Source organism: Bradyrhizobium sp. dw_78 (assembly GCF_018449525.1).
Taxonomy (GTDB): domain Bacteria; phylum Pseudomonadota; class Alphaproteobacteria; order Rhizobiales; family Xanthobacteraceae; genus Bradyrhizobium.
The window spans coordinates 113,391-137,835 of sequence record NZ_JAAVUS010000012.1 but is presented as its reverse complement, the minus strand read 5'-3'; the positions used below and the strand labels follow the sequence as shown (position 1 = coordinate 137,835).

Genomic DNA, 24,445 nt, shown 5'->3' with positions numbered 1-24,445 from the left:
TTGCCGGCGATGCCTGCACGGGAGCGCCCGTTACATATCGACGGGCGTGGCCTTTGCATCGACCAATCCGACAATCAACGCCGCGACCGAGAGGCAATGGCAAGGAATACGTCGCCCCAGGGGGCCAAAGGCTCCAGTTCGCGTGCCGATATCCAACCCTTGCCGTTGGATAATACCGGCTGGGACCACGATCACGAAGAGGCGACCGGCCGCCATGCACGTCGGTTGCTGTCGCGCTCGAACTCCGGCTACCACCGGTTCGGCGATCGCTTTGGTGCGTTGGGCCGGTGGCTTGGACGCGAACGCTGGATAAAGCGTGCGGCGATCACGGTCGCGGTCTTGATCGCGATCTTCGCCACGGGTTTCGGTGCGCTATGGTGGCGGCTCGGTGCAGGTCCGATCAATCTCGACATGGCGACGCCGTGGCTGGCGTCGGCGATCGAGGAGAATATCGGCCACGACAATACCGTCGAAGTCGGCGGCACCCAGATCGAGCGCGCCGGAAAAATCCGCATTGCGGTGCGAATCCGCGACATCATCGTCAGGGACCGCGACCATGCCGTTGTCGCCAGCGCGCCGAAAGCCGAGGTAAGGCTGTCGGGCACCGCGCTCCTGATGGGGCAGCTTCGCGCCGAAAGCCTCAATCTGGTGGATGCCACCCTCGCGGTGCGCATCACGCCGGACGGCTATGTGACGGTTTCCACCGGCGCCAATGCGCGGCCGATCGCAACCGGCGTGACGTCGAAAAGACAGATCGGAGCGCCGCCATCGTCTCCGGCCCAGCTTCCGGCATCGCAGCCGTCGCCCGCTGTTGCCGCGCCATCGCCTCCCGCTCCGTCCGGCGCGACGGCCGGCGCCGATAATCGCGGCGCGCCGAGCGGATTGCTCGCCGGACTCGACTGGCTCGACAGCCTGAGCCTGACCGGGCTCGATGGACAAAACCTCAACGAAATCGGTTTGAAGAATGGAAACCTGATCGTCGACGACGAGCAGCGCGGCAACAAATGGAATTTCGAGAATATCAGCCTCAGTCTTCGCCGCCCGAGCGGCGGCGGCGTGGCGCTGAGCGTCGGCGAAGAGGGCAATAATGCGTGGTCGCTGCGCGTCGCGGTCGGCGCGCTGGCGAACGGCGTGCGATCGGTCGATATTCGTGCCGACAAGGTGCCGACGGCGAATATCCTGCTGGCGCTGCGGCTGAAGGATCTGACCTACAGCGCCGATTTGTTGCTGTCGGGCGAATTGAAGGGCGAGCTCGGCCGAGACGGATCGCCGACCTATTTCAGCGGCAAGATCCGCGCCGGTGAGGGACACATCATCGATAGCGATACGCCCGATTATCCGATGGCGATCGATTCGGCGGAGACGGATATCGAGTGGGATTCAGCGCGGCACGTATTGCTCGCGCCGTTCAAGATCGTCTCGGGCGCCAACCGGATCACGCTTCTGGCGCATCTCGAACCGCCCAACGGCAGTGACACCGATTGGCAAATGGGCCTCAGCGGCGGCACCATCGTGCTTGCCGGAAACGGCGACGAACAGCCATTGATCTTCAACCGCGTCTCGGTCGCGCTGCGGTTCGACACGGAAAAGCACCGGGTGCTGCTATCCCAGGCCGACATCAGCAACGGCGAGATTGGCGTCGCCGGCAGCGGCAGCATCGATTATGCGGGCGAACCGCGGCTGCAACTTGGCATCGCTGGAACGCCGATGTCGGCGGCACAGCTCAAGCTGATCTGGCCGACCCTGATCGTTCCCGAGGTCCGGGAGTGGGTCCTCGACCGGGTCGAGCGCGGCTCGCTTCAGCGCATCGAGATTGGCGTCAACTCGCCGGTTCACAACCTTTCGCGGCGGGGCCCGCCGATCCCGGACGACGGTCTTTCCGTCAACATCGTCGCCGGCGGCGTGTCGTTGCGCCCGGTGGATGGTTTGCCATTGGTGCATGATGCGGATTTGAAAGCCCATGTTACCGGCCGTACGGCGACGGTGACGATCGGGCAGGCCGTGGTGGACACGCCCGCCGGACGCAAACTCAACATCTCCGATTTCGCGTTCGAGGTGCCGGATCTGGCGCCCAAGCCTTCGCCGGCAAAGGTGCGATTCCGGATCGACGGTCCGGTGCCGGCGGCGGCTGAAATTCTCGCTTCCGATCGTCTCAGCGAATTCGCCGGCACCCTGGTCGATCCCGATTCGAGCAAGGGAACGGTGTCGGCCCAGGTGATGCTTGGCCTGCCGATCAAGCGTGCGATCACCGCAGCCGACACGAGCTACGCCGTCACCGCGGACCTCACCGGATTTTCCGCCGACAAACTGGTGATGAACCAGAAGCTCGAGGCCAATGCGCTGAAAGTGGTCGCCAACAATCAGGGCTACCAGGTCAAGGGCGACGTCAAGATCAACGGGCAACCGGCTTCGCTGGATTACCGCAAGCCGAATGACGGCGATGCCGATATCAAGTTGCAGGCGACGCTCGATGATGCGGGTCGTGCGCGTCTTGGATTATTCGATTTGGGCCCCGCGGCGAGCGGCACAATTCCAGTCAAGGTGACGGGGAAGATCAGTGGAGCTCCGGACCATGACAGCCGCATCGGCGTCGACGCCGATCTGACCGCGTTGAAGCTCGACAATATCCTTCCGGGCTGGGTCAAGGCGGCGGGCAAGCCGGCCCATGCCGTTTTCAACGTGGTGCCGAAGCCGCAATCGACGCGCTTCGAAGATATCGTCATCGACGGCGGCGGCACGTCGATGAAGGGATCGCTCGAGTTCGATCAGAACAACGACCTGATGAATGCGAACTTCCCGACCTATTCTCCTTCCGACGGCGACAAGGTCTCGCTGAAGGCCGATCGCGGCCCCGACGGCGTTTTCAGGGTGACGATGCGCGGCGATGTGTTCGACGGGCGCGGCTTCATCAAGTCGGCCATTTCAGGCAAGGAGGCCGACGCCAAGAGCAAGGCCAAGAACGTTGATTTCGACGTGGACGTCAAGCTCGGAGCGGTCATCGGCTATGACGGCGAGGCGCTGCGCGGTGTCGACGTCAAGATGTCGCGGCGGGGCGGAGCGCTCAAGTCTCTCGCGCTCAGCGGCAAGCTCGGGCGCGATACGCCGGTGACGGGAGAGCTGCGCAGCCGTCCCCAGGGCCGCGACATGATCTATCTCGATACCAATGATGCCGGCGCGCTGTTTCGCTTTACCGACACCTACGCCAAGATGATCGGAGGCCAGCTTTCGCTGGCGATGGATCCGCCGAGCGCCGAATCGAGCGCCAAGGAAGGCCGGATCCTGGTTCGCGATTTTTCCATCAAGGGCGAGGCCGCGCTCGATCGCATCGCGGCCGGTGGCCCGGCCGGAGTCCAGAACGGCATTGCCTTTTCGGGAATGCGCGCCGAGTTCACCCGGCAAAACGGCCAGCTTACGATTCGCGAGGGCGTGGTGAAGGGGCCGATGGTCGGCGGCACCATCGAAGGCAGTATCGATTACCCCGGCAACCAGGTGCGCATGAGCGGCACCTTCGTTCCGATGTATGGGCTGAACAACATGTTCGGCCAGATTCCGATTGTCGGCTTGTTCCTGGGCGGCGGCAGCAACGAGGGACTGATCGGCGTGACCTACGAGCTCGTCGGTTCGCCCGGCCAGCCGGTGCTTCGCGTCAATCCGATTTCGGCGATGGCGCCGGGCGTGTTCAGAAAGATATTCGAGTTCAACACCGGCAAGCAAAGCGGTCCGGTCGACTTTCCTTCCGATGAAAACCGGCCGCCGCGATGAGGCCGCGGCGCCCGGTGATCGCTTAAAGGCTATTCGATCTCACGCCGCGCGCACGCCGGACAGGAAGGTATTCACCTCGCCTGACAATTGCTCGGCCTGCTTGGAGAGATCGGTTGCCGCGCTCAGGACAAGACCGGCGGCGCCGCCGGTTTCATTGGCCGCCATGCTGACGCCCCCGATATTCGTCGTGACATCCTGGGTCGCATGTGCGGTCTGCGTGACATTGCGCGCGATTTCCGCCGTCGCCGCGCCTTGCTCCTCGATCGCCGAGCCGATCGTGGCGGCGATGACGCTGACTTCCTCGATCGTGGCGGTGATGCCCTGGATGGCCTCGACGGCTTCCCGTGTCGCACCCTGGATCTGGGCGATGCGGGTGCCGATCTCCTTGGTGGCTTCGGCGGTCTGGCTGGCGAGGCTCTTGACCTCGGCCGCCACCACGGCAAATCCCCGGCCGGCTTCGCCGGCGCGTGCCGCCTCGATCGTCGCGTTGAGTGCGAGCAGGTTGGTCTGGCCCGCGATGTTCGAAATCAGTTCCGCGACGTGTTCGATTTGTTTGGCGCCATCGGCCAGCGCGCGCACGGTGGTATCGGTGTGGCGCGCGGTTTCGACGGCGCGGCTGGTGATCGCGGCGGATTGCGCCACCTGCCGGCTGATTTCGGTGATCGACGAGGACAATTCCTCGGCTGCCGCTGCGACTGTCTGGACGCGCGAACTGGCTTCCGTCGCCGCCGAGCCCACTGCCGAGGCGCGCTGATTGGTGCGCTCCGCCGTGTCGGTCATCGATTGCGCGGTCTTTTCCAATTCGGTCGATCCGGATGCCATCAGCCCGACCAGATGTCCGACCGAGGTGTCGAACCGGTCGGCGAGGGCGATCAGAGCCTGCCGTTTCTCTTTCTCGGCCTGTTGCTTGGTCGCGACCTGTTCGGCTTCAAGCGCGCGCGCCGTCATCGCCGTCTGCCGCAGCACTTCCAGCGTCTCGGCCATCCGTCCGATCTCGTCGCCGCGGCCGGATTCTCCGACCGACTGGTCGAGATCTCCTTCGGAGATTCCCTGCATCCGGCTTCTCAACCGGTCGAGCGCCCCGAGCACATCGCTGGCGATCAGCCATGACAGCAGGCCCATCAGGATCATGAGTCCGCCGCCGATCGCGCCGAGCTCCATTAGCAGGGCGTTCACATCGGCGTCGATGTCATCGACGTAAAGCCCATAGCTCATGACCACGTTCCAGGGCCCGAAGCTGCGGGCATAGGCCATCTTCCGGACGGGAACGGTATTGCCAGGGCGGGGGTAGAGGAAGGAGGCAATGCCTCCTTCAGGACTCTGCCGGGCGGCGGCTACCTGGGCGTCGACGATCAGGACGCCGTTGGCATCCTTTGCGCCGGTGATCTTGCCTTCGATTTGTGGGTTGCCGCTGTTCAGGAGAAGCGAGGTATCGGCATTATAGACATTGGGATAGCCTTGCCCGTCATTGAAGGTCATTTTCCTGCCGCGCTTCCGGAATTCGGTCTGCGCCTCGGCAATGGTCATTTTGCCGGCTGTGACCTCATCCTGAAGCGTCTGGGCCATGCCGTACAGGAGATCGACCGCCGTGCGCATCTGGGTGACCCGGTCCGCCAGCATCCGGTTTTCGTTCAGCCACGCCGAAATCCCAATGATGAGGCAGATGGTCAGGGCTGCCAGCACAACGATGGCTGCGAGCTTGGTGCGGATTTTCAGTTGGCTGAGCACGTTCATGTAGACCCCTGCAGCGTAAATTCACCACAGCCGATTATCAGGAACCTGCTTACCAATCGTGAATACCGGTAATCGGATGCGAACGATCCGGACGCCGTAGGTATCGAAACGCAAACGTTGCGCTGCGGCTTTTTGTCCGGGCCGGACGGTACGCTACGTCCGCAAGGCCGGCACGACCAGAAATGGAATCATGCCGAGCAACACGCTGACCAGGGCGAACGCGATCAGTGGATTATAGCTGTGGCTCCAGTCGTGAATCAGGCCGCCACTCCACGAACCAAAGGCCGAACCGAGGCCGCTGCCGATAGTGATGGTGCCGTAAATCGTGCCGAGCCGTTCGCCGCGGAAGATCTTCATTGCGGTGGCCGCGAGCAGCGGACCGCGCGAGCCGATCATGCTGCCGAAGCATATGACGAAGCCGGTCAGCATCCAGAAGTCCGGATACCATTGCAGCAGCCAGAGCAGGACGATCCCGACAATCGAAATTGCATAGCTGATCAGCACTGAAGGCCTGCGGCCGATGATGCCGTCGAGCCAGCTCACGCCGAGCATGCCAAACAGCAGCACGACGCCGCTGAACCCCCAGGCGGTCGCCGCCTGCAATGGCGGGAATCCGGCATCGATCAGATAGGCGACGACCTGCGGCGAAATGGCATACATTCCGATGGCCGTAAAAAAGAAAGTGGCGAACAGTGCCCAGAAGGCGTGATGCCGCATCGCGCTCAGCAAGGTCCAGGCCTCGTCGGGCAGGTCCAACGCCACCTTCCTGATGATATGCGGTGCGCCGCCGGAGAACAGCCGCCACGGCAGCGCCAACAGAGGCACCAGCAGGATCAACGTGCCGCCGCCCAAAATCTCATAGGCGCCGCGCCAGCCGAAATGGTCGATCAGCACTTGCGAGGCCGGCAGCAGGATCAGCACGCCGGCGCCGGTCGCCGAATACACCACCGACATGGCTGTCGGGAGCCGCGGGCCGAACCAGCGGCCAAGCAGAATCGAGTTCGGTACCGGACCGATGAAGGCGACGCCGACGCCGACGCACAGGCCGAGCGCCAACTGGAATTGCCAGAGATGCTGCGAGAAGGCCGTGATGACGAACGCGCCGCCCAGCAGCAACAGGCCCAGCGCATAGACGGTGCGCGGCCCATATTGATCGAACAGCCGCCCGATCAGGGGCGATGCCAATCCGCCGGCCAGCGCCGACAGCGAATACACCGAGACGACATCGGCGCGGTCCCAGCCGAAATTCGATGAGATCGGCTTCAGGAAGACCGTGAAGCTTTCGTTAAGGCCGCGGCCGAGCACCGATAAGGCAAAGCAAACCCCGAGAACGCTCAGCGCCACCCGAACCGGCTTGAACGGCTTGGCGGCGATATCCTCCCCTGGATTTTCCCTTGGCGCATTCTGATTCATGCGGAGCAAGGAGCGCGTTTCCGGCGCTCCGAGCAAGGGTCAAACGGGAATGCGCCTATGCAGGCCTTACTCGGCAGGCCGGAGCAGGACGTGGCGCTTCTTGCCGAGCGACAGTTTGATCACGCCTTCCGGGGTCAGGTTGGAGCGGTTCAGCACCATCTTCTCATCCGATACCGCGACGTCGTTGACGCGCAGTCCGCCGCCCTTGATCTGGCGCCGCGCCTCGCCGTTCGAGGCCACAAGACCGGCCTTGACGAACATTCCGAGCACGCCGGCGCCGGCGTCCAGCTCGCTGCCCGGAATTTCCACCGTCGGCAGGTTTTCCGCGATGGCGCCTTCCTCGAAGGTTTGCCTTGCGGTTTCAGCCGCGGTGCGGGCGGCGTCCGCGCCATGCAGCAGCGCGGTCGCGGCATCGGCCAGCGCTTTCTTGGCCTCGTTGATCTCCGCGCCCTGCAGCATCGCCAGCCGATCGATTTCGTCCAGCGGCAGCGTGGTGAACAGTTTCAGGAAGCGCGGCACGTCGGCGTCTTCGGTGTTGCGCCAGAACTGCCAATATTCGTAGGGGCTCTTCATGTCGGGGTTGAGCCAGACCGCGCCGCTGGCTGTCTTGCCCATCTTCTCGCCCGAAGCCGCCGTGATCAGCGGCGTCGTCAAGGCGTGCAATTGCGGCGTGCCGAGACGGCGGCCGAGGTCGATGCCGTTGACGATATTGCCCCACTGGTCGGAGCCGCCCATCTGCAGGCGGCAATCGTAGCGCTTGTTGAGCACCGTGTAATCGTAGGCCTGCAGGATCATGTAGTTGAACTCGATGAAGCTCATCTCCTGATCGCGTTCGAGGCGGAGCTTGACCGAATCCATCGCCAGCATGCGGTTGACCGAGAAATGCCGGCCGATGTCGCGCAGCATGTCGATCCAGTTGAGCTTGGTCAGCCATTCCGCGTTGTCGGGCATGACCGCGTCGCTCTTGCCCTCGCCGAACTGCAGGAAGCGCGAGAACACCTGCTTGATGCCGTTCTTGTTCCGCTCGATGTCCTCGATCGACAGGATCTTGCGCGTCTCATCCTTGCCGGAGGGATCGCCGACGCGGGTGGTGCCGCCGCCCATCAGGGCGATCGGCTTGTTGCCGGTCTGCTGCAGCCAATAGAGACACATGATCTGCACCATCGAGCCGACATGGAGCGAAGGCGCGGTGCAGTCGAAGCCGATATAGGCGGTGAGTTCGCGCCGGGCCGCCAGCGCATCCAGCGAATCCGGGTCCGAAATCTGATGGATAAAGCCGCGGCTTTGCAGCACATTGAGAAAATCAGACTTAAAGGCAGTCATAGGTTGGCTTTTCTGATCATTCTTGTTTTACGCTGTTTGCAGCTAATTGCGGAACTATGGCGGAACGCACTGCCGCAGCTGTCCGCGCTGTGGCATTATAAGATGTGCTGGTTTGGCACAAGCTGGCCGAACCCGAAATCCGGGCAGGGCGTCGCGAAGGCACTTTGGCGATGATGATGACGGCGGTCGGTCTCATGAGCGGCACCTCGCTCGACGGGGTCGATGTTGCACTGATCGAAACCGACGGCAAGCAGGTCAAGGCGCTCGGCCCTTCCGGATATAGGCCCTACACCGATCCGGAGCGGGTGCTGTTGCGCCAGGCCCTGACCGAGGCGGCCGGGCTGACGCAACGCGACGCCAGGCCGGGAATTCTGCGCGAGGCCGAGCGCGTGGTGACGCTCGCGCACGCCGAAGCGGTGGCGACATTCACCGCGCAGAACCGCCTCACCGCCGAGGACATCGACATCGTCGGCTTTCATGGCCAGACCGTGCTGCACCGGCCGGAGCAGCGGCTGACCGTCCAGATCGGCGACGCCACGGCGCTGGCCAAGGCCATCCATATTCCGGTCATGCACGATTTCCGCGCCGCCGATGTCGCCGCCGGCGGCCAGGGCGCGCCGTTCGTGCCGGTCTATCACCGCGCGCTGGCCCAGTCGCTGGAGCGCGAGGGGCCGATCGTCGTGGTTAATATCGGCGGTGTTTCCAACATCACCTATATCGACGGTTCCGATGTCCTGATGGCCTGCGATACCGGTCCCGGTAACGCGTTGCTCGACGATTTCATGTTCCGCGTCATGGGGCAGCGATTTGATCGCGAGGGCCGTCTGGCCGCGCAGGGCGTGGCGGACGAGGCCTGGATCGGACGCGCGCTGGCGCTTCCGTTCTTTGCGTCGCCGCCGCCCAAATCGCTCGATCGCAACGATTTTGCGGCGCTGAAGCTCGGCGATGTGAGCCCCGCCGACGGCGCTGCAACACTGACCGCTTTCACGGCGGCGGCCATCGCCCGGATCGTGCCGTTGCTGCCCAAGGTGCCCAAGAGCTGGATCGTCGCCGGTGGCGGCGCCAGCAACCTCACCATGCTGCGGATGCTGCGCGAGCGGCTGACGCAGGCCACGGTCGAAGCGGCCGGCGTCGTGGGCTGGTCGGCGGACGCCATCGAGGCACAGGCGTTCGGCTTTCTGGCAGCGCGCGGCCTCAAAGGCCTGCCGCTGAGCTATCCCGCCACGACCGGCGTGCCGATGCCGATGACCGGCGGCGTGATCGCCCGGCCGTGACCGGGCGTCGTCTCGAAACGCGGCTCAGCGGACGTTGGCGAGCCGCATGTCGAGATAGCTCGTCACCGTTTCCATCAGCGGCTCCAGTTTGCCGTCGAAGAAATGGTTCGCGCCGGGGATGATTTGCTGATCGATCACGATCCCCTTTTGCGTCTTGAGCTTCTCGACCAGCGTGTTGACGTCCTTGGGCGGCACCACCGCGTCTTTCTCGCCATGCACGATCAGTCCGGAGGACGGGCAGGGCGCTAGGAACGAAAAGTCATAGAGATTGGCCGGCGGCGCGATCGAGATGAAGCCTTCGACCTCCGGGCGGCGCATCAGCAATTGCATGCCGATCCAGGCGCCGAACGAGAAGCCCGTCACCCAGCAGGCGCGCGCCTCCGGATTGATGGTCTGCGCCCAGTCCAGCGCGGAAGCCGCATCCGAGAGTTCGCCGGTGCCGTGGTCAAACGATCCCTGGCTGCGGCCGACGCCGCGGAAGTTGAACCGCAGCACCGAAAACCCGCGATGCGCGAAAGCGTAGTAGCACTGGTAGACGATCTGGTGATTCATCGTGCCGTGAAACTGCGGGTGCGGATGCAGGATCATCGCGATCGGCGCGTTCTTCTGCTTGGCCGGATGGTAACGGCCTTCAAGACGGCCTGCGGGACCGGTGAAAATGACTTCAGGCATGCGTGTTCCTAGAGTAATCAACCGACCTAATGCGGGCTCCATCTGTCCGTCAGATGAACCTTGCAGAGAAGGGATGATCAGGCGCCGTCTGGCGATGCGCGAACGGCGCGGGTGAATTTGAGGCCGCCTTCTAACATAGGGCGAGGGGCAAAAAGCAAGCATCTTGAACATTCGCCGATGCATTCAGCGCCGGGAATTCGATTGCAAGTCACGCCCGGATCGCCAATTGAGGAAACACCGGACGTGATCGAAAGCTGCCATCGTCCGTTCTGAAAGTCCTTGTCACGGTAATATAATACTAGATGCTGGATCGTATCTATCTCGACTGGAATGCGACCACGCCGCTTCGCCCGGAAGCCCGCGAGGCGATGGCTGCAGCATGGGATCTCTGCGGCAATCCCTCTTCGGTCCATGCGGAGGGCCGCGAGGCCCGCAAGCTGATCGAAGAGGCGAGGGCGTCGGTCGCGCTTGCCGTTGGCGCTATGCCCCGAAACATCGTCTTTACCTCCGGTGGCACCGAAGCGAATGTGCTTGCGCTGAAGCCCGGCCTTCGAAGAGGCTCCGGACCCTCGGTCGAAAGGCTGGTGGTTTCGGCCGTCGAGCATGCTTCGGTTCTTGCCGGCGGGCAGTTTCCGTCCGAGTCGATCACGTCCGTCGGAGTTGGCCGCTCCGGCGTGCTCGACCTGGATCAGTTGCGGGCGGCGCTTGAGAGCGGACCGCCCGCGCTGGTGTCCGTGATGCTCGCCAACAACGAAACCGGCGCGGTGCAGCCGGTGGCGGAAGCGGCCAGGCTGGTTCATGCCGCTGGCGGTCTGCTCCATGTCGACGCGATCCAGGCGTTTGGAAGAATCCCGTTCGAGATCGGCGCGACGGGTGCCGATCTGGTGACGCTGTCGGCGCACAAGATCGGCGGCCCCAAGGGCGTCGGAGCCGTCGTCTTGGCGGAAGAAGTGGAGGGGCTCGGCGCGCTGCTGCGCGGCGGCGGTCAGGAACTTGGGCGCCGGGCGGGTACGGAGAACGTGGCAGGCATCACAGGCTTTGGGGCGGCGGCGCGGGCTGCCATGGCTGCCCTGGACGATGACGCCTCCCGGCTGGAAAGGTTGCGCAACCAGCTTGAGAGGGGCCTGCGGCAAGCCCCTGAAATCATTGTCTTCTCCGAGAATGTGCAGCGGTTGCCCAATACCACTTTATTCACGGTTCCCGGACTCAAGGCCGAGACGGCGGTGATCGGCTTCGACCTCGCCGGCATTGCGGTGTCTTCAGGCTCGGCCTGCTCGTCCGGGAAGGTTCAGCCGTCCCATGTGCTGCAAGCCATGGGTTTCGGCCCGGATCTTGCCCAGGGAGCCGTGCGGCTCAGTCTGGGCTGGTCCACGTCGGAGGACGACATTAATCGCTGCCTTGAGGCTTGGCGAAAGCTCTCCAGTACCCTAGTTAAAGAGGGACGAAACACAGCTTGAACGGTTCTAAGCAGGTGATTTTGTCCGACAAACATCGTAGTAAAGTTTCGGAATTGATCCACCGCGGTCCTTGAAACCGCGAGCGGAGGATGGAATGCCGGCAGTACAAGAGACGGTCGACCGCGTCAGGCGGGTCGACGTCGATCAATACCGATATGGTTTCGAGACGCTGATCGAATCCGACAAGGCTCCGAAAGGGCTGTCGGAAGACACGGTGCGTTTCATTTCGGCGAAGAAGAGCGAACCGGCCTGGATGCTGGAATGGCGGCTGGAGGCGTATCGGCGCTGGCTGACCATGACCGAGCCCGCATGGGCGCGGGTCGAATACCCGAAGATCGACTATCAGGATCTGTATTATTACGCCGCGCCGAAGCCGAAGAAGCAGGTATCGTCGCTGGACGAGATCGATCCGGAGATCCTCAAGACCTACGAGAAGCTCGGCATTCCCTTGCGCGAGGTGGCGATGCTGGAAGGCGTCGAGCCGCGCCCGGGCGAAGCCGATACGGCCAGGCGCAAGATCGCGGTCGATGCGGTGTTCGATTCGGTTTCGGTCGCCACCACCTTCAAGGAAGAGCTGATGAAGGCCGGCGTGATCTTCATGCCGATCTCGGAGGCGATCCGCGAGCATCCCGACCTGGTGAAGCAATATCTCGGCAGCGTGGTGCCGACCTCGGACAATTTCTTCGCGACCTTGAACTCGGCGGTGTTCTCCGACGGCTCGTTCGTCTACGTGCCGCCGGGCGTGCGCTGCCCGATGGAGCTATCGACCTATTTCCGCATCAACGAGCGCAACACCGGCCAGTTCGAGCGCACCCTGATCATCGCCGACAAGGGCGCTTACGTCAGCTATCTCGAGGGCTGCACCGCGCCGCAGCGCGATGAGAACCAGCTGCACGCCGCGGTGGTCGAGCTGGTGGCGCTGGACGATGCCGAGATCAAATATTCGACGGTGCAGAACTGGTATCCGGGCAACTCCGAAGGGGTGGGCGGGATCTACAATTTCGTCACCAAGCGCGGCGACTGCCGCGGCGACAATGCCAAGATCTCCTGGACCCAGGTCGAGACCGGATCGGCGATCACCTGGAAATACCCGAGCTGCATCCTGCGCGGCGACAATTCCCGCGGCGAGTTCTACTCGATCGCGATCTCGAACGGCTACCAGCAGGTCGATTCCGGCACCAAGATGATCCATCTCGGCAGGAACACCACCAGCCGGATCATCTCCAAGGGCATCGCGGCGGGCAAGTCGCAGAACACCTATCGGGGCCTGGTCACCGCGCACCGCAAGGCGACCGGGGCGCGCAACTTCACCGCCTGCGACTCGCTCCTGATCGGCGACCAGTGCGGCGCGCATACCGTGCCTTACGTCGAGGCCAAGAATTCGTCGGCGCTGTTCGAGCACGAGGCGACGACGTCGAAGATCTCCGAGGACGTGCTGTTCTACTGCATCCAGCGCGGGCTCTCCCAGGAGGAGGCCGTCGGCCTGGTGGTCAACGGCTTCGTCAAGGACGTGCTGCAGCAGCTGCCGATGGAATTCGCGGTCGAGGCGCAGAAGCTGATCTCGATCTCGCTCGAAGGCAGCGTGGGGTGATGGCGGGTTTGGTGCCGTCATTGCGAGCGCAGCGAAGCAATCCATTGGGCGAACCAAGCTGGATTGCTTCGTCGCAGGAGCTCCTCGCAATGACGAAGACTTCTAAGTCGGTCTCCTAAGGATAATTCGATGTCACTGCTCGAAGTCAAAAATCTGCAAGTCCGTGTCGAGGAGCGTGAGATTCTCCACGGGCTGACGCTGACGGTGAACGCTGGCGAAGTGCATGCCATCATGGGACCGAACGGCTCCGGCAAATCGACGCTCTCCCATGTCATCGCCGGCAAGCCGGGCTATGAAGTCACCGGCGGCGAGATCCTGTTCAAGGGCGAGGATTTGCTGGCGATGCCGCCGGACGAGCGCGCCGCCAAGGGGGTGTTCCTCGCCTTCCAGTATCCGGTGGAAATCCCGGGCGTCGCCACCATGACGTTCCTGCGCACCGCGCTGAACGCGCAGCGCAAGGCGCGCGGCGAGGGCGAATATTCGACGCCTGATTTTCTCAAGAAGGTGCGCGAGGTCGCGAGCTCCCTGAATATTCCGCAGGACATGCTGCGCCGCGGCGTCAATGTCGGGTTTTCCGGCGGCGAAAAGAAGCGCAACGAGGTGCTGCAAATGGCGCTGTTCCAGCCGAGCCTGTGCATCCTCGATGAGATGGATTCGGGCCTCGACATCGACGCGTTGCGGGTCGCTGCCGACGGTGTCAATGCGTTGCGGACGCCGGAGCGGGCGATGGTGGTGATCACGCACTATCAGCGGCTTCTGGACTATATCGTTCCCGATATCGTGCATGTGATGTCGAAGGGCCGCGTCGTCAAAAGCGGCGGCAAGGAGCTGGCGCTGGAGCTGGAAGCTTCCGGCTACGCGCAGTTCGAAGACGCGGCCTGACGCATAAACGGATTGATGATGAACCTGGTACTGGCAAAAACCGAAACCGGCAAAGCGTTGAGCGATATTTTCGCTATCGCGCGGAACCGGTTGCCCGGCGCGGGCAAGGTCGCCGGCGTGCGTCAACAGGCGTTCGAGGCCTATGAACGCGCGGGATTGCCCAACCGGCGCGTCGAGGAGTGGAAATATACCGATCTGCGGGTGCTGATGCGCGAGGTGCTGCCGCTGGCGGCGGCGCCGGACGCCGTCGCGCTCAAGCGTGCGCGCGTTGCGGTGCAATTGCATGCGGTCGAGGATGCGTCAAAGCTCGTTCTGGTGGACGGCGTTTTGGTGCCGGAGCTTTCCGATCTCACCAAGCTTGAGGCCGGCGTCAGCGTCAAGACCTTGCGTGCGACGCTGGAGGACGCCAGCAACGACGCCCGGTCCGATTTGCTGCTCACCGATACGACCGATGCGATGATATCGCTGAACGCGGCGCTGGCGACCGATGGCGTCGTGATTGGCATTGCCGATGGCGCCGCGCTCTCCCGTCCGATCCAGATCATTCACGTGGCGACGGCGCCGTCGGCTTCGGCCTTCACGCGCTCCTATCTGAAGGTTGGTCACGGCGCGCGCGCCACTCTTGTCGAGAATTTTGTGGCGGCCGATGGCGCCAGATCGCATCAGGTCAACGACGCGGTGATCGTCTGGATCGGTGATGGGGCGGACCTGTCGCAGGTGCGGCTGATGGACGACGGGACCGATGCTGTGAACATCACGTCCGGCATTTTTACCGTGGGCGCCAAGGCCAAGCTTAATCTGTTCAATATGTTCAGCGGCGGCGCGGTCGGCCGGTTTCAGGGTTTTGTCACGCTGAACGGTGAGGGCACGGAACTGTCCATCAACGGCGTCAATCTGTTGCGAGGCAAGCAGCACGGAGACATGACGCTGGTGGTCGATCATGCCGTGCCGAATTGCGTCAGCCGGGAGATCTTCCGGGCTGTCGTCGATGACCGCGCCCATTCGGTGTTTCAGGGCCGCATCAACGTCCGGCCCAAGGCGCAAAAGACCGACGCCAGGATGATGACGCGGGCTCTGCTGTTGTCCGATGAAGCCGAGGCGGACAACAAGCCGGAGCTCGAGATTTTCGCCGACGACGTCGCTTGCGGCCACGGCGCGACCACGGGCGCGCTGGATGATAGCCTGCTGTTTTATTTACGGGCGCGCGGCCTCTCCGAGAACGAAGCGCAGGCGCTTCTGATCCAGGCCTTTGTCGGCGAGGCGATCGAACAGATCGCCAGCGATGCCTTGCGGGAGCAGGTGACCGCGACGGCGCAACGCTGGCTGGAGGCGCGACGATGACCCTGCATCCGGCGGTGGTGAACGGCTCCTATGATGTGGCGCGCGTCCGGGAGGATTTCCCGGCGCTGGCGCTCAAGGTCTACGGCAAGCAACTGGTCTATCTGGACAACGCGGCTTCCGCGCAAAAGCCGATGGCCGTGCTCGACCGCATGACCGAAGCCTATAAAAGCGAATACGCCAACGTGCATCGCGGTCTGCATTACCTCGCCAATGCGGCGACCGAGGCCTATGAGGGCGGCCGCGCCAAGGTCGCTAAATTCCTCAATGCGCGGCGCAACGAGGAGATCATCTTCACCCGCAACGCCACCGAGGCGATCAATCTGGTCGCTTACTCCTGGGGCGAGTCGAACATCAAGGCTGGCGATGAGATCGTGCTCTCGATCATGGAGCACCATTCCAATATCGTGCCCTGGCACTTTCTCAGGGAGCGTCATGGCGCGGTCATCAAATGGGCGCCGGTTGACGATGAAGGCAACTTCCTGATCGACGAGTTCGAGAAGCTGTTGACGCCGCGGACCAAGCTCGTCGCGATCACGCAGATGTCGAACGCGCTCGGCACCATCGTTCCGGTCAAGGACGTGGTGAAGCTGGCGCATGCCCGCGGCATTCCGGTGCTGGTCGATGGCAGCCAGGCCGCGGTTCATCTTGCGATCGACGTGCAGGACATCGATTGCGATTTCTATGTCTTCACCGGTCACAAGGTTTACGGCCCGACCGGTATCGGCGCGCTCTACGCCAAATATGCGATTCTGGAAGCGATGCGGCCCTTCAATGGCGGCGGCGAGATGATCCGCGAAGTCGCCAAGGACTGGGTTACTTATGGCGATCCGCCGCACAAATTCGAGGCCGGAACGCCGGCGATCGTCGAGGCGGTCGGCTTCGGGGCGGCGATCGATTACGTCAATTCGATCGGCAAGGAGCGCATCGCCGCGCATGAGCATGGCCTTTTGACCTACGCCATGGAGCGGCTGCGCGAAATCAATTCGCTGCGACTGATCGGCACACCGCGCGACAAGGGCCCGGTGATCTCGTTCGAGATGAAGGGCGCCCATCCGCATGATGTCGCGACCGTGATCGACCGACAGGGGATCGCGGTGCGCGCCGGAACCCATTGCGTGATGCCGCTTTTAGAGCGCTTCAACGTCACTGCGACCTGCCGGGCTTCGTTCGGAATGTATAATACGCGCGAGGAAGTCGATCACCTGGCGCAGGCGCTTATCAAGGCACGGGAATTGTTTTCATGACCGATACGGCCGAAGCAAAAACCAGTCATATCGAGACCAGTTCGGCGTTGCCGCCGGAAGAGACGGAACGGCTCAGCGGTGAAATTGTCGCCGCGCTGAAGACGGTGTTCGATCCGGAAATTCCGGCCGATATCTACGAGCTCGGCCTGATCTACAAGGTCGACCTGAAGGACGATCGCAGCGTCGACGTCGTCATGACATTGACGACGCCGAATTGTCCGGCAGCGGGAGAATTGCCGACGCAGGTCGAGAATGCCGTCGCCAGCGTTCCCGGTGTCGGCGTCGTCAGCGTCAATCTGGTGTGGGAGCCGGCGTGGTCGCCGGATCGAATGAGTGACGAGGCGCGTCTCGTCCTCAACATGTGGTGACGCATTCGCGTGTTTAACTGGTTTATGGGAAAATAACGGGCATTGATTTGCCGTTGGGATGGGCCACATGACTGACATGACACCCGCATCATCCATTCCGAGCTCCAAGCCGAAGCCGCGGCCCCGCCCGCAGGTCATGAAACTGACCGAAGCCGCCGCGCAGCGCGTCCGGGAATTGACCAAGCGCGCTGATTCCGAAATCGTCGGCTTGCGCGTCGGCATCAAGAACGGCGGCTGTGCCGGGCAATCCTATACGGTCGAATACGCCCACGAAGTCCGTCCGACCGACGAGGTCGTCGAAGACAAGGGCGTGAAGATCCTGGTCGATCCCAAGGCGGTGCTGTTCCTGCTGGGCACCGAGATGGACTACAAGGCCGACAGGATGTCGGCGCAGTTCATTTTCAACAATCCGAACCAGGTGAGCGCCTGCGGCTGCGGCGAGTCGGTGCAACTGACGCCCGCGAAGGTGTAAATCCTTGATATCGTTCCGGCGAATGCCGGGACGATAGGCGGAAACACGGGCGGTGCATGGACCGCGATTTCCTGATCGACCTGTTTGCCGATTTCGGCCCGGTAACCATCCGCCCGATGTTCTCGGGATTCGGCATTTCGGTTGACGGTACCAATTTCGCGATGGCGCTGCGCGCGGGCCTGTATTTCCGCGCCGACGAGCAAACCATTCCGCAATTCGAGTCGGAAGGCTCAACGCCGTTCCAGTATCAGACCAGCACCAGGAGCGTCACGGTCGGCTCCTATTGGCAATTGCCGGCGCGGCTGTTCGACGAGCCCGAAGAGTTGACGCAGTGGGCCAGGGCGGCGCTCGCGGCGGCGCAACGTGCGGCGTTGAGAAAACGTCCGAGAACGCGCAAGCAGGCCAAGGCGGGCAGCAACAAGGCAGCCGCCACCAAGGTTGCCGCTAAAAACAAAAACAGCGCGAAGGCCGCTGGAAAGAGGAATAGCTCGAAGAAAAAGTCTTCATCCTGAGGAGCGCGCTTTAGCGCGCATCTCGAAGGATGGCCAGGTATGAGACCTCATGAAGGTCTCTTGCTAAGCTACCTGGTTCTGGATCTCGGTGGCGTATTCCGGATCGACTTCGCAGATGACCCGGTTGCGGCCGTTGCGCTTGGCGGCGTAAAGGCAGGCGTCGGCGCGTTCGATCAGAGAATCGGTGTCGTCGCCGGGCTTGAGGATGGAAACGCCGACCGAGATGGTGACGCGGCCGAGGATTTCTCCGGTCGATTTTTTCTTCAGCTCTTTCGCCATCACGGCGCAGCGAATGTGGTCGGCAACCGTCAGCGCCTGGCGCAGCCCGGTATTGGGCAGCACGACCGCGAATTCCTCGCCGCCGTAACGCGCGGTGATATCCTGGCCCTTGATGGTCTGCTTCAATGACATGCCGACGAGGCGGAGCACCTGATCGCCGGTCAGGTGCCCATAGGAGTCGTTGAACGATTTGAAGTGATCGATGTCGAACATCAACAGCGAAAGCAGTTCATTATTGGCGAGCGCATGCTCGACCGCGCGTTCGATCGAGCGATCGAAATATTTGCGGTTGCCGAGGCCGGTGAGGGGATCGGTCAGGCTCTCCGCCCTGATGGCGTCGAGGCTGTGCTGCAAATTGGCGATCTCTGTTTTCGAGAGCTGAAGCCGATCTTCCAGCACCTTGTTGGTCTCGCGCATTTCCTGCGTGGACTTGACCAGCGATTCGATGATGATCTTGAGCTGGTCATGATTTTTCACGGCGCTGAGTTGCCGGGCGGCGCCGGACAGGCTTTCCTCGTAGCTGGCCGACATCCCCAGCGCGTCGGTCATGAGGGCCATCACGTCGTCGATCTCGCCGATCACGCGCGCGCCGACCTTGTCGATGCGGTCGGTGGTCTTGATCTGGGAAAGATAGGTATCGTAAATCTGATCGAGATCGGCCTCGGTCAGCTTACCGTTATGCGCCAGCGTCTCGTTGATGATCTTGTTGAGCGGCGGATTGTATCCGGTCGCGTAGACGTACCAGATTTCGTAATTGCGGGGGACGGCCGTCTGCCGAAGCGACTTGATCTGGCCCAGCGCGACTTCAGCAAAGGCCAGCGTGCGTTCGTGTTCGTCGAGCACGGTCGTGTCCCCAAAAATAGCGAGCTTCTGCCCGTCGTCCCCAAGCGCAATATCTCGAAATATTGCCGCCAAGCTAACGGGCGAGGATGAATGACCGGTAAACGGGTTCCGTAGCGGGTTCCTGGGCCGGCGGATATCCGACCGATGCCATCGAAATCCTGCGATGCGGTATCGGTCGTGTTGTTCAAACCAAAACCTGCCCCGGATTTGATCCGGGGTGGATTCGATTCGCGCAAAGAAAACGCGTCAAAACAAAAGGATAAAGTCTCGGTTCCGATTCCGTCAGAATCGAAATAATTCCAGAGCGTCGGTTCTGATTCGCGCGAAAACGCCTAGACTCGGGCGCGCACGGGCCGGAGCAGGAATGCCGGAAGATGTGAGTGATCGGCAGGTTCGGTATCGTGCTGGACGGACGGCGGCGCTTCGGCGCGGCCAATCGACGGCACCCGCGAACTGGCCGCCTGCGGCTGAGGCTGCTGCGGCGCGTGACCCCGGCCACCGCCGCCATTGGGACCATTAGGACGCCGGCCTTCGCGTTCGCGGCGGGGCTTGCGGCCGCCACGCGAACCTTCGCGCGCATGAGAGTCGCGCTCATGCTCGCTGCCGGAATCCGGGGCCATGTTGTCGGCTGGCCGAATCTCGACGCCGCTGTCGGCGCGAGGAATGGTCTGCCCGATCAGTTTTTCGATAGCCACCATCGACTTCTGGTCGAGCGGCGTGACGATCGAGATCGCCGTACCGGTACGGCCGGCGCGGCCGGTACGGCCGATGCGATGGACGTAATCGTCCGCGTGATGGGGAACGTCAAAATTGAAGACGTGGCTCACCTCGGGGATATCGAGGCCGCGGGCGGCGACGTCGGAGGCGACCAACAGCGGCAGTTCACCCTTGCGGAATTGATCGAGCGCTGTCATGCGCGCGGACTGATCCATGTCGCCATGTAGCGCGCCGACGCTGAAGCCATGCTTCTGCAATGATTTGTAGACGACCGCGACTTCTCGCTTGCGGTTGCAGAAGATGATCGCGTTCTTGAGGTCTTTGGCGTCGCGCAACAGGCGGCGCAGGATCTCGCGTTTTTCGTGCGGCTCGCGGCCGGCGGCGACCTGCGATTGGGTCACGGTAACGGCGGTTGTCGCCGGTTTGGAAACTTCAATCTTTTCGGGATTGTGCAGGAAGGCTTCGGTGACACGGCGGATTTCCGGTGGCATCGTCGCGGTGAAGAACAGCGTCTGCCGGGTAAAGGGAACGAGCTTGCAGACACGCTCGATGTCGGGAATGAAACCCATGTCCAGCATGCGGTCGGCTTCGTCGATCACCAGCAATTCGACACCGGTGAGCAGGAGGCCGCCGCGCTCGGTATGGTCGAGCAGCCGTCCCGGTGTCGCGATCAGCACGTCGACGCCGCGCGTCAATTTACTGTCCTGATCGCCGAACGAGACGCCGCCGATCAGAAGCGCGACGTTGAGCTTCTGGCCGGCGCCGTATTTGTCGAAATTCTCCTTTACCTGCGCGGCGAGTTCGCGCGTCGGCTCCAGGATTAGCGTGCGGGGCATCCGGGCGCGGGCGCGGCCCTTTTCCAGCATGGTCAGCATGGGAAGGACGAAAGCGGCGGTCTTGCCGGTGCCGGTCTGGGCGATGCCGAGGACGTCCCGGCGGGCCAGAACATAGGGAATCGCCTGTTCCTGGATGGGGGTAGGGGTGGTGTAACCGGTGGCCGCGACAGCGGCGAGCACCTTGTCGGATAAGCCAAGATGGGAAAAAGACATTGAGCCTCTAATCGACACCGCCGTTCGGAATCGAAAGTAAAAAGGCTGTCGCGTTTAGCCCCGAAACGGCGCGCTTTATAAAGCTGGGGGCTCTGAACCTACGCTGACCAGCGGCTAACCTAAAGAATCGCGTTTCGATCCAGGGCCGCGTTGATCGAAACATAGGGACGAAACGGCCAAAGTCAATCTTGCCGCAGCGCAAATGGCGGAAAAAGCTTAATGTTTTCGCACAAATAAGGGGCTTTTTGTCATTCGGGCTTCAAATAAGGTGCGCGTCGAATCCATTGCCGGAGCTCCAGGGCGCGCCGCCTGATGCCCTTCAACGACAAAGACAGATCATGGACGCCAGTAGTCCCCCGGAACGATCAGAACGCACGATCACGACCCGCTGCTGCGTTGTCGGCGGCGGACCGGCCGGGATGATGCTGGGCTATCTGCTCGGCCGCGCCGGCATCGAAACGGTGGTGCTGGAAAAGCATCCGGATTTCTTCCGGGATTTCCGCGGCGACACCGTGCATCCCTCGACGCTCCAGGTGATGGATGAACTGGGCCTGATCGACGGGTTCTTGAAACTGCCGCACCAGCAACTGCAAAAGATGGACGGCCAGTTCGGCGGCAGGTCGGTCCGCATCGCCGATCTGGGCCGCACCGGCGCCAAATATCCTTTCATTGCCTTCATGCCGCAATGGGATTTTCTCAATTTCCTGCGCGAGGCCGGCAAGCGGTTTCCGCCGCTCAAGGTCATGATGCAGGCGGACGCGACCGATCTCATCTGGTCGGGCGACCGGGTCGCCGGGGTGATCGCCGATACGCCGGAAGGGCCTGTCCGAATTCAGGCCGACCTGACCATCGGATGCGACGGGCGGCATTCGACGGTGCGCCAATGCGCCGGGCTCAAGGTCGAGGAAATCGGAGCACCGATGGATGTGCTGTGGTTTCGCGCCGGCCGGCGTCCCGACGAGATCGAAAACGTGTTTGCCCGGCTTGAGCCGGGCAAGATGATGGTGACGTTCGACCGCGGCACCTACTGGCAATGCGCTTATGTGATCGCCAAGGGCCAGTACGATGCGGTCAAGGCGCGCGGGCTGGATGCATTCCAAAGCGATGTCGTCGCCACGGCGCCGATGCTGCGCTCCGGGATTGCGGATGTGAAGAGCTGGGATGACGTGAAGCTGCTGACGGTGGCGATCAACCGAATGAAGCGCTGGACGCGGCCCGGCCTGCTCTGCATCGGCGATGCCGCGCATGCGATGTCGCCGGTGGGCGGCGTCGGCGTCAACCTCGCGGTGCAGGATGCGGTCGCGACCGCGAACCTGCTGGCGGCGAAGCTGGCCAAAGGCTGCCCTGATGAAAATGAACTCGACGCCGTACGGCGGCGGCGGGAGTTTCCGATGCGGATGACGCAGGCAATGCAGATCGTGGTGCAGAACAACATCATCAGCGTCGCGCTCGAGCCGGGCGATCGCCCGCTCAGGGTTCCGCTGTTCGCGCGCATCGTCAATGCGGTGCCGTGGCTGCAAGGCCTTACCGCGCGCTTCCTGGCGATCGGTGTTCGCTCGGAACATGTCCGCTCGCCGGCAGCCTCGACAGCTTCGTCTAGAGCATGATCCGGAAAAGTGGAAACCGGTTTTCCCTCGCGACAAACGCGGAACGCGTTTGCGCGGAGATCATGCTCAAACAGAAAGTTAGAGATGGATGACGATTCGAAGAAAAGTCATCCCGCTCTAACCCATAATCGAAAAGCCGCCGTCGACGGGAATCGCGGTGCCGGTCACGAAATCCGAAGCCGCCGAGCTCAGGAACACGGCGATGCCGGCGAAGTCGGCGATGTCGCCCCACCGTGCCGCCGGCGTGCGCGCCAATACCTTGCCATGCAGGCCGTCGACCTCCTGCCGCGCACGCTTGGTCAGATCGGTATCGATCCAGCCCGGCAGCACCGCGTTGGCCTGGATATGGTCCGCGGCCCAGGCGCACGCGCAGGCACGGGTGAACTGTACGATGCCGCCTTTGCTGGCGGCATAGGCCGGCGCGAAACTGGCGCCGAAGATCGACATCATCGACCCGATATTGATGATCTTGCCGCCGCCCGCGGATTTCATCACTGGGTACACCGCCTGCGAACACAGGAACGCGCTGGTGAGGTTGGTATCGATGACACGATTCCATTCCTCGATATCGAGCTCGTGCGGGGGCTTGCGGATATTGATGCCGGCATTGTTGACGAGGATGTCGATCCGGCCGAACTCCTGCTTGACGCGCTCGACCATGGCCGCGACCGCAGCCTTGTCGGTGACATCGGCGATGACCGGAATGGCCTTGACGCCGCGCTGCCGCAGGTCCGCGACGGCATCGTTCGACTTCGCTTCATTGCGGGCGACGATCGCGATGTGCGCGCCGGCGTCGGCAAGCCCGCGCGCCATGCCAAGGCCGATACCGCCATTGCCACCGGTGACGATCGCCACCTTGCCGCTGAGATCGAATAGCTGCTGTTTCATGCTTGTGATCCGGATGCCCGTTACCCCCGCCGCGCGGTTACGGCGCGGCGACCGCCAGAGTGACGCTGCGAGGCGGAGAGGGCAAGCGCGAGAACAACGCATCTGAATGGCGTTGCCATGGCCTGGGCACAAAAAAGCCCCGGACCAGACCGGGGCTTTTTAAGCGCGATGCGAAATCAGATCAGCGCTTGATCAGATCAGTACGTGAGCCAATCAATACTTGGCGACGACCGGGCCACCCCAGTTGAAGCGATAGACCAGCGAGGTGCTGACGCTCTGAACCAGCGGATGGAAGGTAACATCGCGGCCGGTCAGCGCTTCGCTTCCGTCAACCAGTTCCGAGATGTTCTTCTTGTCGTAATAGGCGGCCCGATATTCGGTCTTCATGAACCAGCCAGGAGCCGAGAGGCCGAAAATGTCCAAGTTGTTTTCCACGCCGCCGCCCACAAACCAGCCCTGACCGTCGAAGCTGTTGGTGTGGAAGCCTGCCGGAAGAGCAGAACCGGTATTGAACAAGGTCGTGCCGGACCAATCTGAGCCAGTGTAACCGGCGTTGACATAGGACAGCACGTTCGGCGCCACCAGATAGCCGCCACGCACGCCCGCTGCCCAAGTGTCCCGGGCTTTCAAGTTACCGGCAACGCCGCCGCCAAGCCCCTGATCCTGGACCGTTCCCTTGATGCTGCCGAACTGGCCATCGGCGAAGATGCCGGCGACCCAGCTCGTCGCGAACTGCCAATCGTAACCAGCACCGACCGTGCCGAACCAGCCGTCACCACCCTGGCGCTGATTGAAGCCCAAGAGGGGAGCGCCGCTCGCAGTCCCCTGAATGCCGGTGTCAGCATCCCATACTGCGCCGCCGCCGCCGCCGAAGACGTAGAAACCGGTCCAGGCCGGAGCCGCAACCGGGGGAGGCGCCTTGGTGTAGGTACGGGCCGGAAGATCCGCTGCGAAAGCCGATCCAGTGAACGCCGCCGCCGCCGTCAGAGCGAGCAGTAATTTCTTCATTTTTTTAAC

At 62.6% G+C, this 24,445-nt stretch carries 19 protein-coding genes; 11 read left to right on the top strand and 8 right to left on the bottom strand.

The window, feature by feature from the left end; all coding sequences use genetic code 11:
• The first annotated feature begins 9 nt into the window (after window positions 1-9).
• Window positions 10-3,762: a DUF3971 domain-containing protein gene (locus tag HB630_RS25560; RefSeq protein WP_213775481.1), complete on the top strand. Its 3,753-nt coding sequence runs from the start codon at window positions 10-12 to the stop codon at window positions 3,760-3,762.
• A 39-nt stretch (window positions 3,763-3,801) separates the two neighbouring features.
• Here HB630_RS25560 and HB630_RS25555 read toward each other — a convergent pair whose 3' ends face one another.
• From HB630_RS25555 to tyrS, 3 genes are all read right to left on the bottom strand, one after another.
• Window positions 3,802-5,496: a methyl-accepting chemotaxis protein gene (locus tag HB630_RS25555; RefSeq protein WP_213775480.1), complete on the bottom strand. Its 1,695-nt coding sequence runs from the start codon at window positions 5,494-5,496 to the stop codon at window positions 3,802-3,804.
• Between the two features lie 153 nt (window positions 5,497-5,649).
• Window positions 5,650-6,909 carry an MFS transporter gene (locus tag HB630_RS25550; protein WP_213775499.1) on the bottom strand — a complete coding sequence of 420 codons (1,260 nt, stop codon included), beginning with the start codon at window positions 6,907-6,909 and terminating at the stop codon, window positions 5,650-5,652.
• Between the two features lie 66 nt (window positions 6,910-6,975).
• Window positions 6,976-8,232, bottom strand: coding sequence for a tyrosine--tRNA ligase (gene tyrS / locus HB630_RS25545; RefSeq protein WP_213775479.1), 1,257 nt, complete (start codon window positions 8,230-8,232; stop codon window positions 6,976-6,978).
• 170 nt (window positions 8,233-8,402) lie between these two features.
• On the opposite strand from tyrS, the gene HB630_RS25540 reads away from it, so the two are divergent.
• The gene (locus HB630_RS25540) at window positions 8,403-9,506 is read left to right on the top strand and encodes an anhydro-N-acetylmuramic acid kinase (protein ID WP_213775478.1); all 1,104 of its coding nucleotides are present in this window, start codon (window positions 8,403-8,405) and stop codon (window positions 9,504-9,506) included.
• A 24-nt stretch (window positions 9,507-9,530) separates the two neighbouring features.
• On the opposite strand, the gene HB630_RS25535 is transcribed toward HB630_RS25540, so the two are convergent.
• Complete coding sequence (locus HB630_RS25535) at window positions 9,531-10,178, bottom strand: alpha/beta hydrolase (protein WP_213775477.1); 648 nt, start codon at window positions 10,176-10,178, stop codon at window positions 9,531-9,533.
• Window positions 10,179-10,480: 302 nt separating this feature from the next.
• Here HB630_RS25535 and HB630_RS25530 point away from each other — a divergent pair, with 302 nt between their 5' ends.
• The 8 genes from HB630_RS25530 to HB630_RS25495 all read left to right on the top strand — a co-directional run bounded on the left by HB630_RS25530 (window position 10,481) and on the right by HB630_RS25495 (window position 18,045).
• Window positions 10,481-11,635 carry a cysteine desulfurase family protein gene (locus HB630_RS25530; RefSeq protein WP_213775476.1) on the top strand — a complete coding sequence of 385 codons (1,155 nt, stop codon included), beginning with the start codon at window positions 10,481-10,483 and terminating at the stop codon, window positions 11,633-11,635.
• Window positions 11,636-11,729: 94 nt separating this feature from the next.
• The gene (gene sufB, locus HB630_RS25525; protein ID WP_213775475.1) at window positions 11,730-13,226 is read left to right on the top strand and encodes a Fe-S cluster assembly protein SufB; all 1,497 of its coding nucleotides are present in this window, start codon (window positions 11,730-11,732) and stop codon (window positions 13,224-13,226) included.
• 129 nt (window positions 13,227-13,355) lie between these two features.
• Window positions 13,356-14,108 carry a Fe-S cluster assembly ATPase SufC gene (sufC, locus tag HB630_RS25520; RefSeq protein ID WP_213775474.1) on the top strand — a complete coding sequence of 251 codons (753 nt, stop codon included), beginning with the start codon at window positions 13,356-13,358 and terminating at the stop codon, window positions 14,106-14,108.
• Between the two features lie 18 nt (window positions 14,109-14,126).
• The gene (sufD, locus tag HB630_RS25515) at window positions 14,127-15,449 is read left to right on the top strand and encodes a Fe-S cluster assembly protein SufD (protein ID WP_213775473.1); all 1,323 of its coding nucleotides are present in this window, start codon (window positions 14,127-14,129) and stop codon (window positions 15,447-15,449) included.
• On the top strand, window positions 15,446-16,693 hold the full coding sequence (locus HB630_RS25510) for a cysteine desulfurase (protein WP_213775472.1): 1,248 nt from the start codon (window positions 15,446-15,448) through the stop codon (window positions 16,691-16,693). Before sufD ends, HB630_RS25510 begins: the two co-directional genes overlap by 4 nt.
• Window positions 16,690-17,061 carry an SUF system Fe-S cluster assembly protein gene (locus HB630_RS25505; RefSeq protein WP_213775471.1) on the top strand — a complete coding sequence of 124 codons (372 nt, stop codon included), beginning with the start codon at window positions 16,690-16,692 and terminating at the stop codon, window positions 17,059-17,061. The genes HB630_RS25510 and HB630_RS25505 overlap by 4 nt, the downstream gene beginning before the upstream one ends.
• A 67-nt stretch (window positions 17,062-17,128) precedes the next feature.
• Window positions 17,129-17,533: an iron-sulfur cluster assembly accessory protein gene (locus tag HB630_RS25500; RefSeq protein WP_213775470.1), complete on the top strand. Its 405-nt coding sequence runs from the start codon at window positions 17,129-17,131 to the stop codon at window positions 17,531-17,533.
• Between the two features lie 56 nt (window positions 17,534-17,589).
• A complete protein-coding gene (locus HB630_RS25495; protein ID WP_213775469.1) occupies window positions 17,590-18,045 on the top strand; it encodes a TfoX/Sxy family protein in 456 nt (151 codons plus the stop codon).
• 63 nt (window positions 18,046-18,108) lie between these two features.
• Here HB630_RS25495 and HB630_RS25490 read toward each other — a convergent pair whose 3' ends face one another.
• On the bottom strand, window positions 18,109-19,167 hold the full coding sequence (locus HB630_RS25490; protein ID WP_213775468.1) for a diguanylate cyclase: 1,059 nt from the start codon (window positions 19,165-19,167) through the stop codon (window positions 18,109-18,111).
• A gap of 332 nt (window positions 19,168-19,499) precedes the next feature.
• Entirely contained in the window at window positions 19,500-20,933 is a 1,434-nt protein-coding gene (locus HB630_RS25485; protein ID WP_213775467.1) for a DEAD/DEAH box helicase, read from the bottom strand.
• A 338-nt stretch (window positions 20,934-21,271) separates the two neighbouring features.
• On the opposite strand from HB630_RS25485, the gene HB630_RS25480 reads away from it, so the two are divergent.
• Entirely contained in the window at window positions 21,272-22,540 is a 1,269-nt protein-coding gene (locus tag HB630_RS25480) for an FAD-dependent oxidoreductase (protein ID WP_213775466.1), read from the top strand.
• 117 nt (window positions 22,541-22,657) lie between these two features.
• Here the strand turns inward: HB630_RS25480 and HB630_RS25475 are convergent, their stop codons facing one another.
• The gene (locus tag HB630_RS25475) at window positions 22,658-23,428 is read right to left on the bottom strand and encodes a glucose 1-dehydrogenase (protein ID WP_213775465.1); all 771 of its coding nucleotides are present in this window, start codon (window positions 23,426-23,428) and stop codon (window positions 22,658-22,660) included.
• Window positions 23,429-23,641: 213 nt separating this feature from the next.
• The gene (locus HB630_RS25470) at window positions 23,642-24,436 is read right to left on the bottom strand and encodes a porin family protein (protein ID WP_213775464.1); all 795 of its coding nucleotides are present in this window, start codon (window positions 24,434-24,436) and stop codon (window positions 23,642-23,644) included.
• Window positions 24,437-24,445 lie beyond the last annotated feature (9 nt).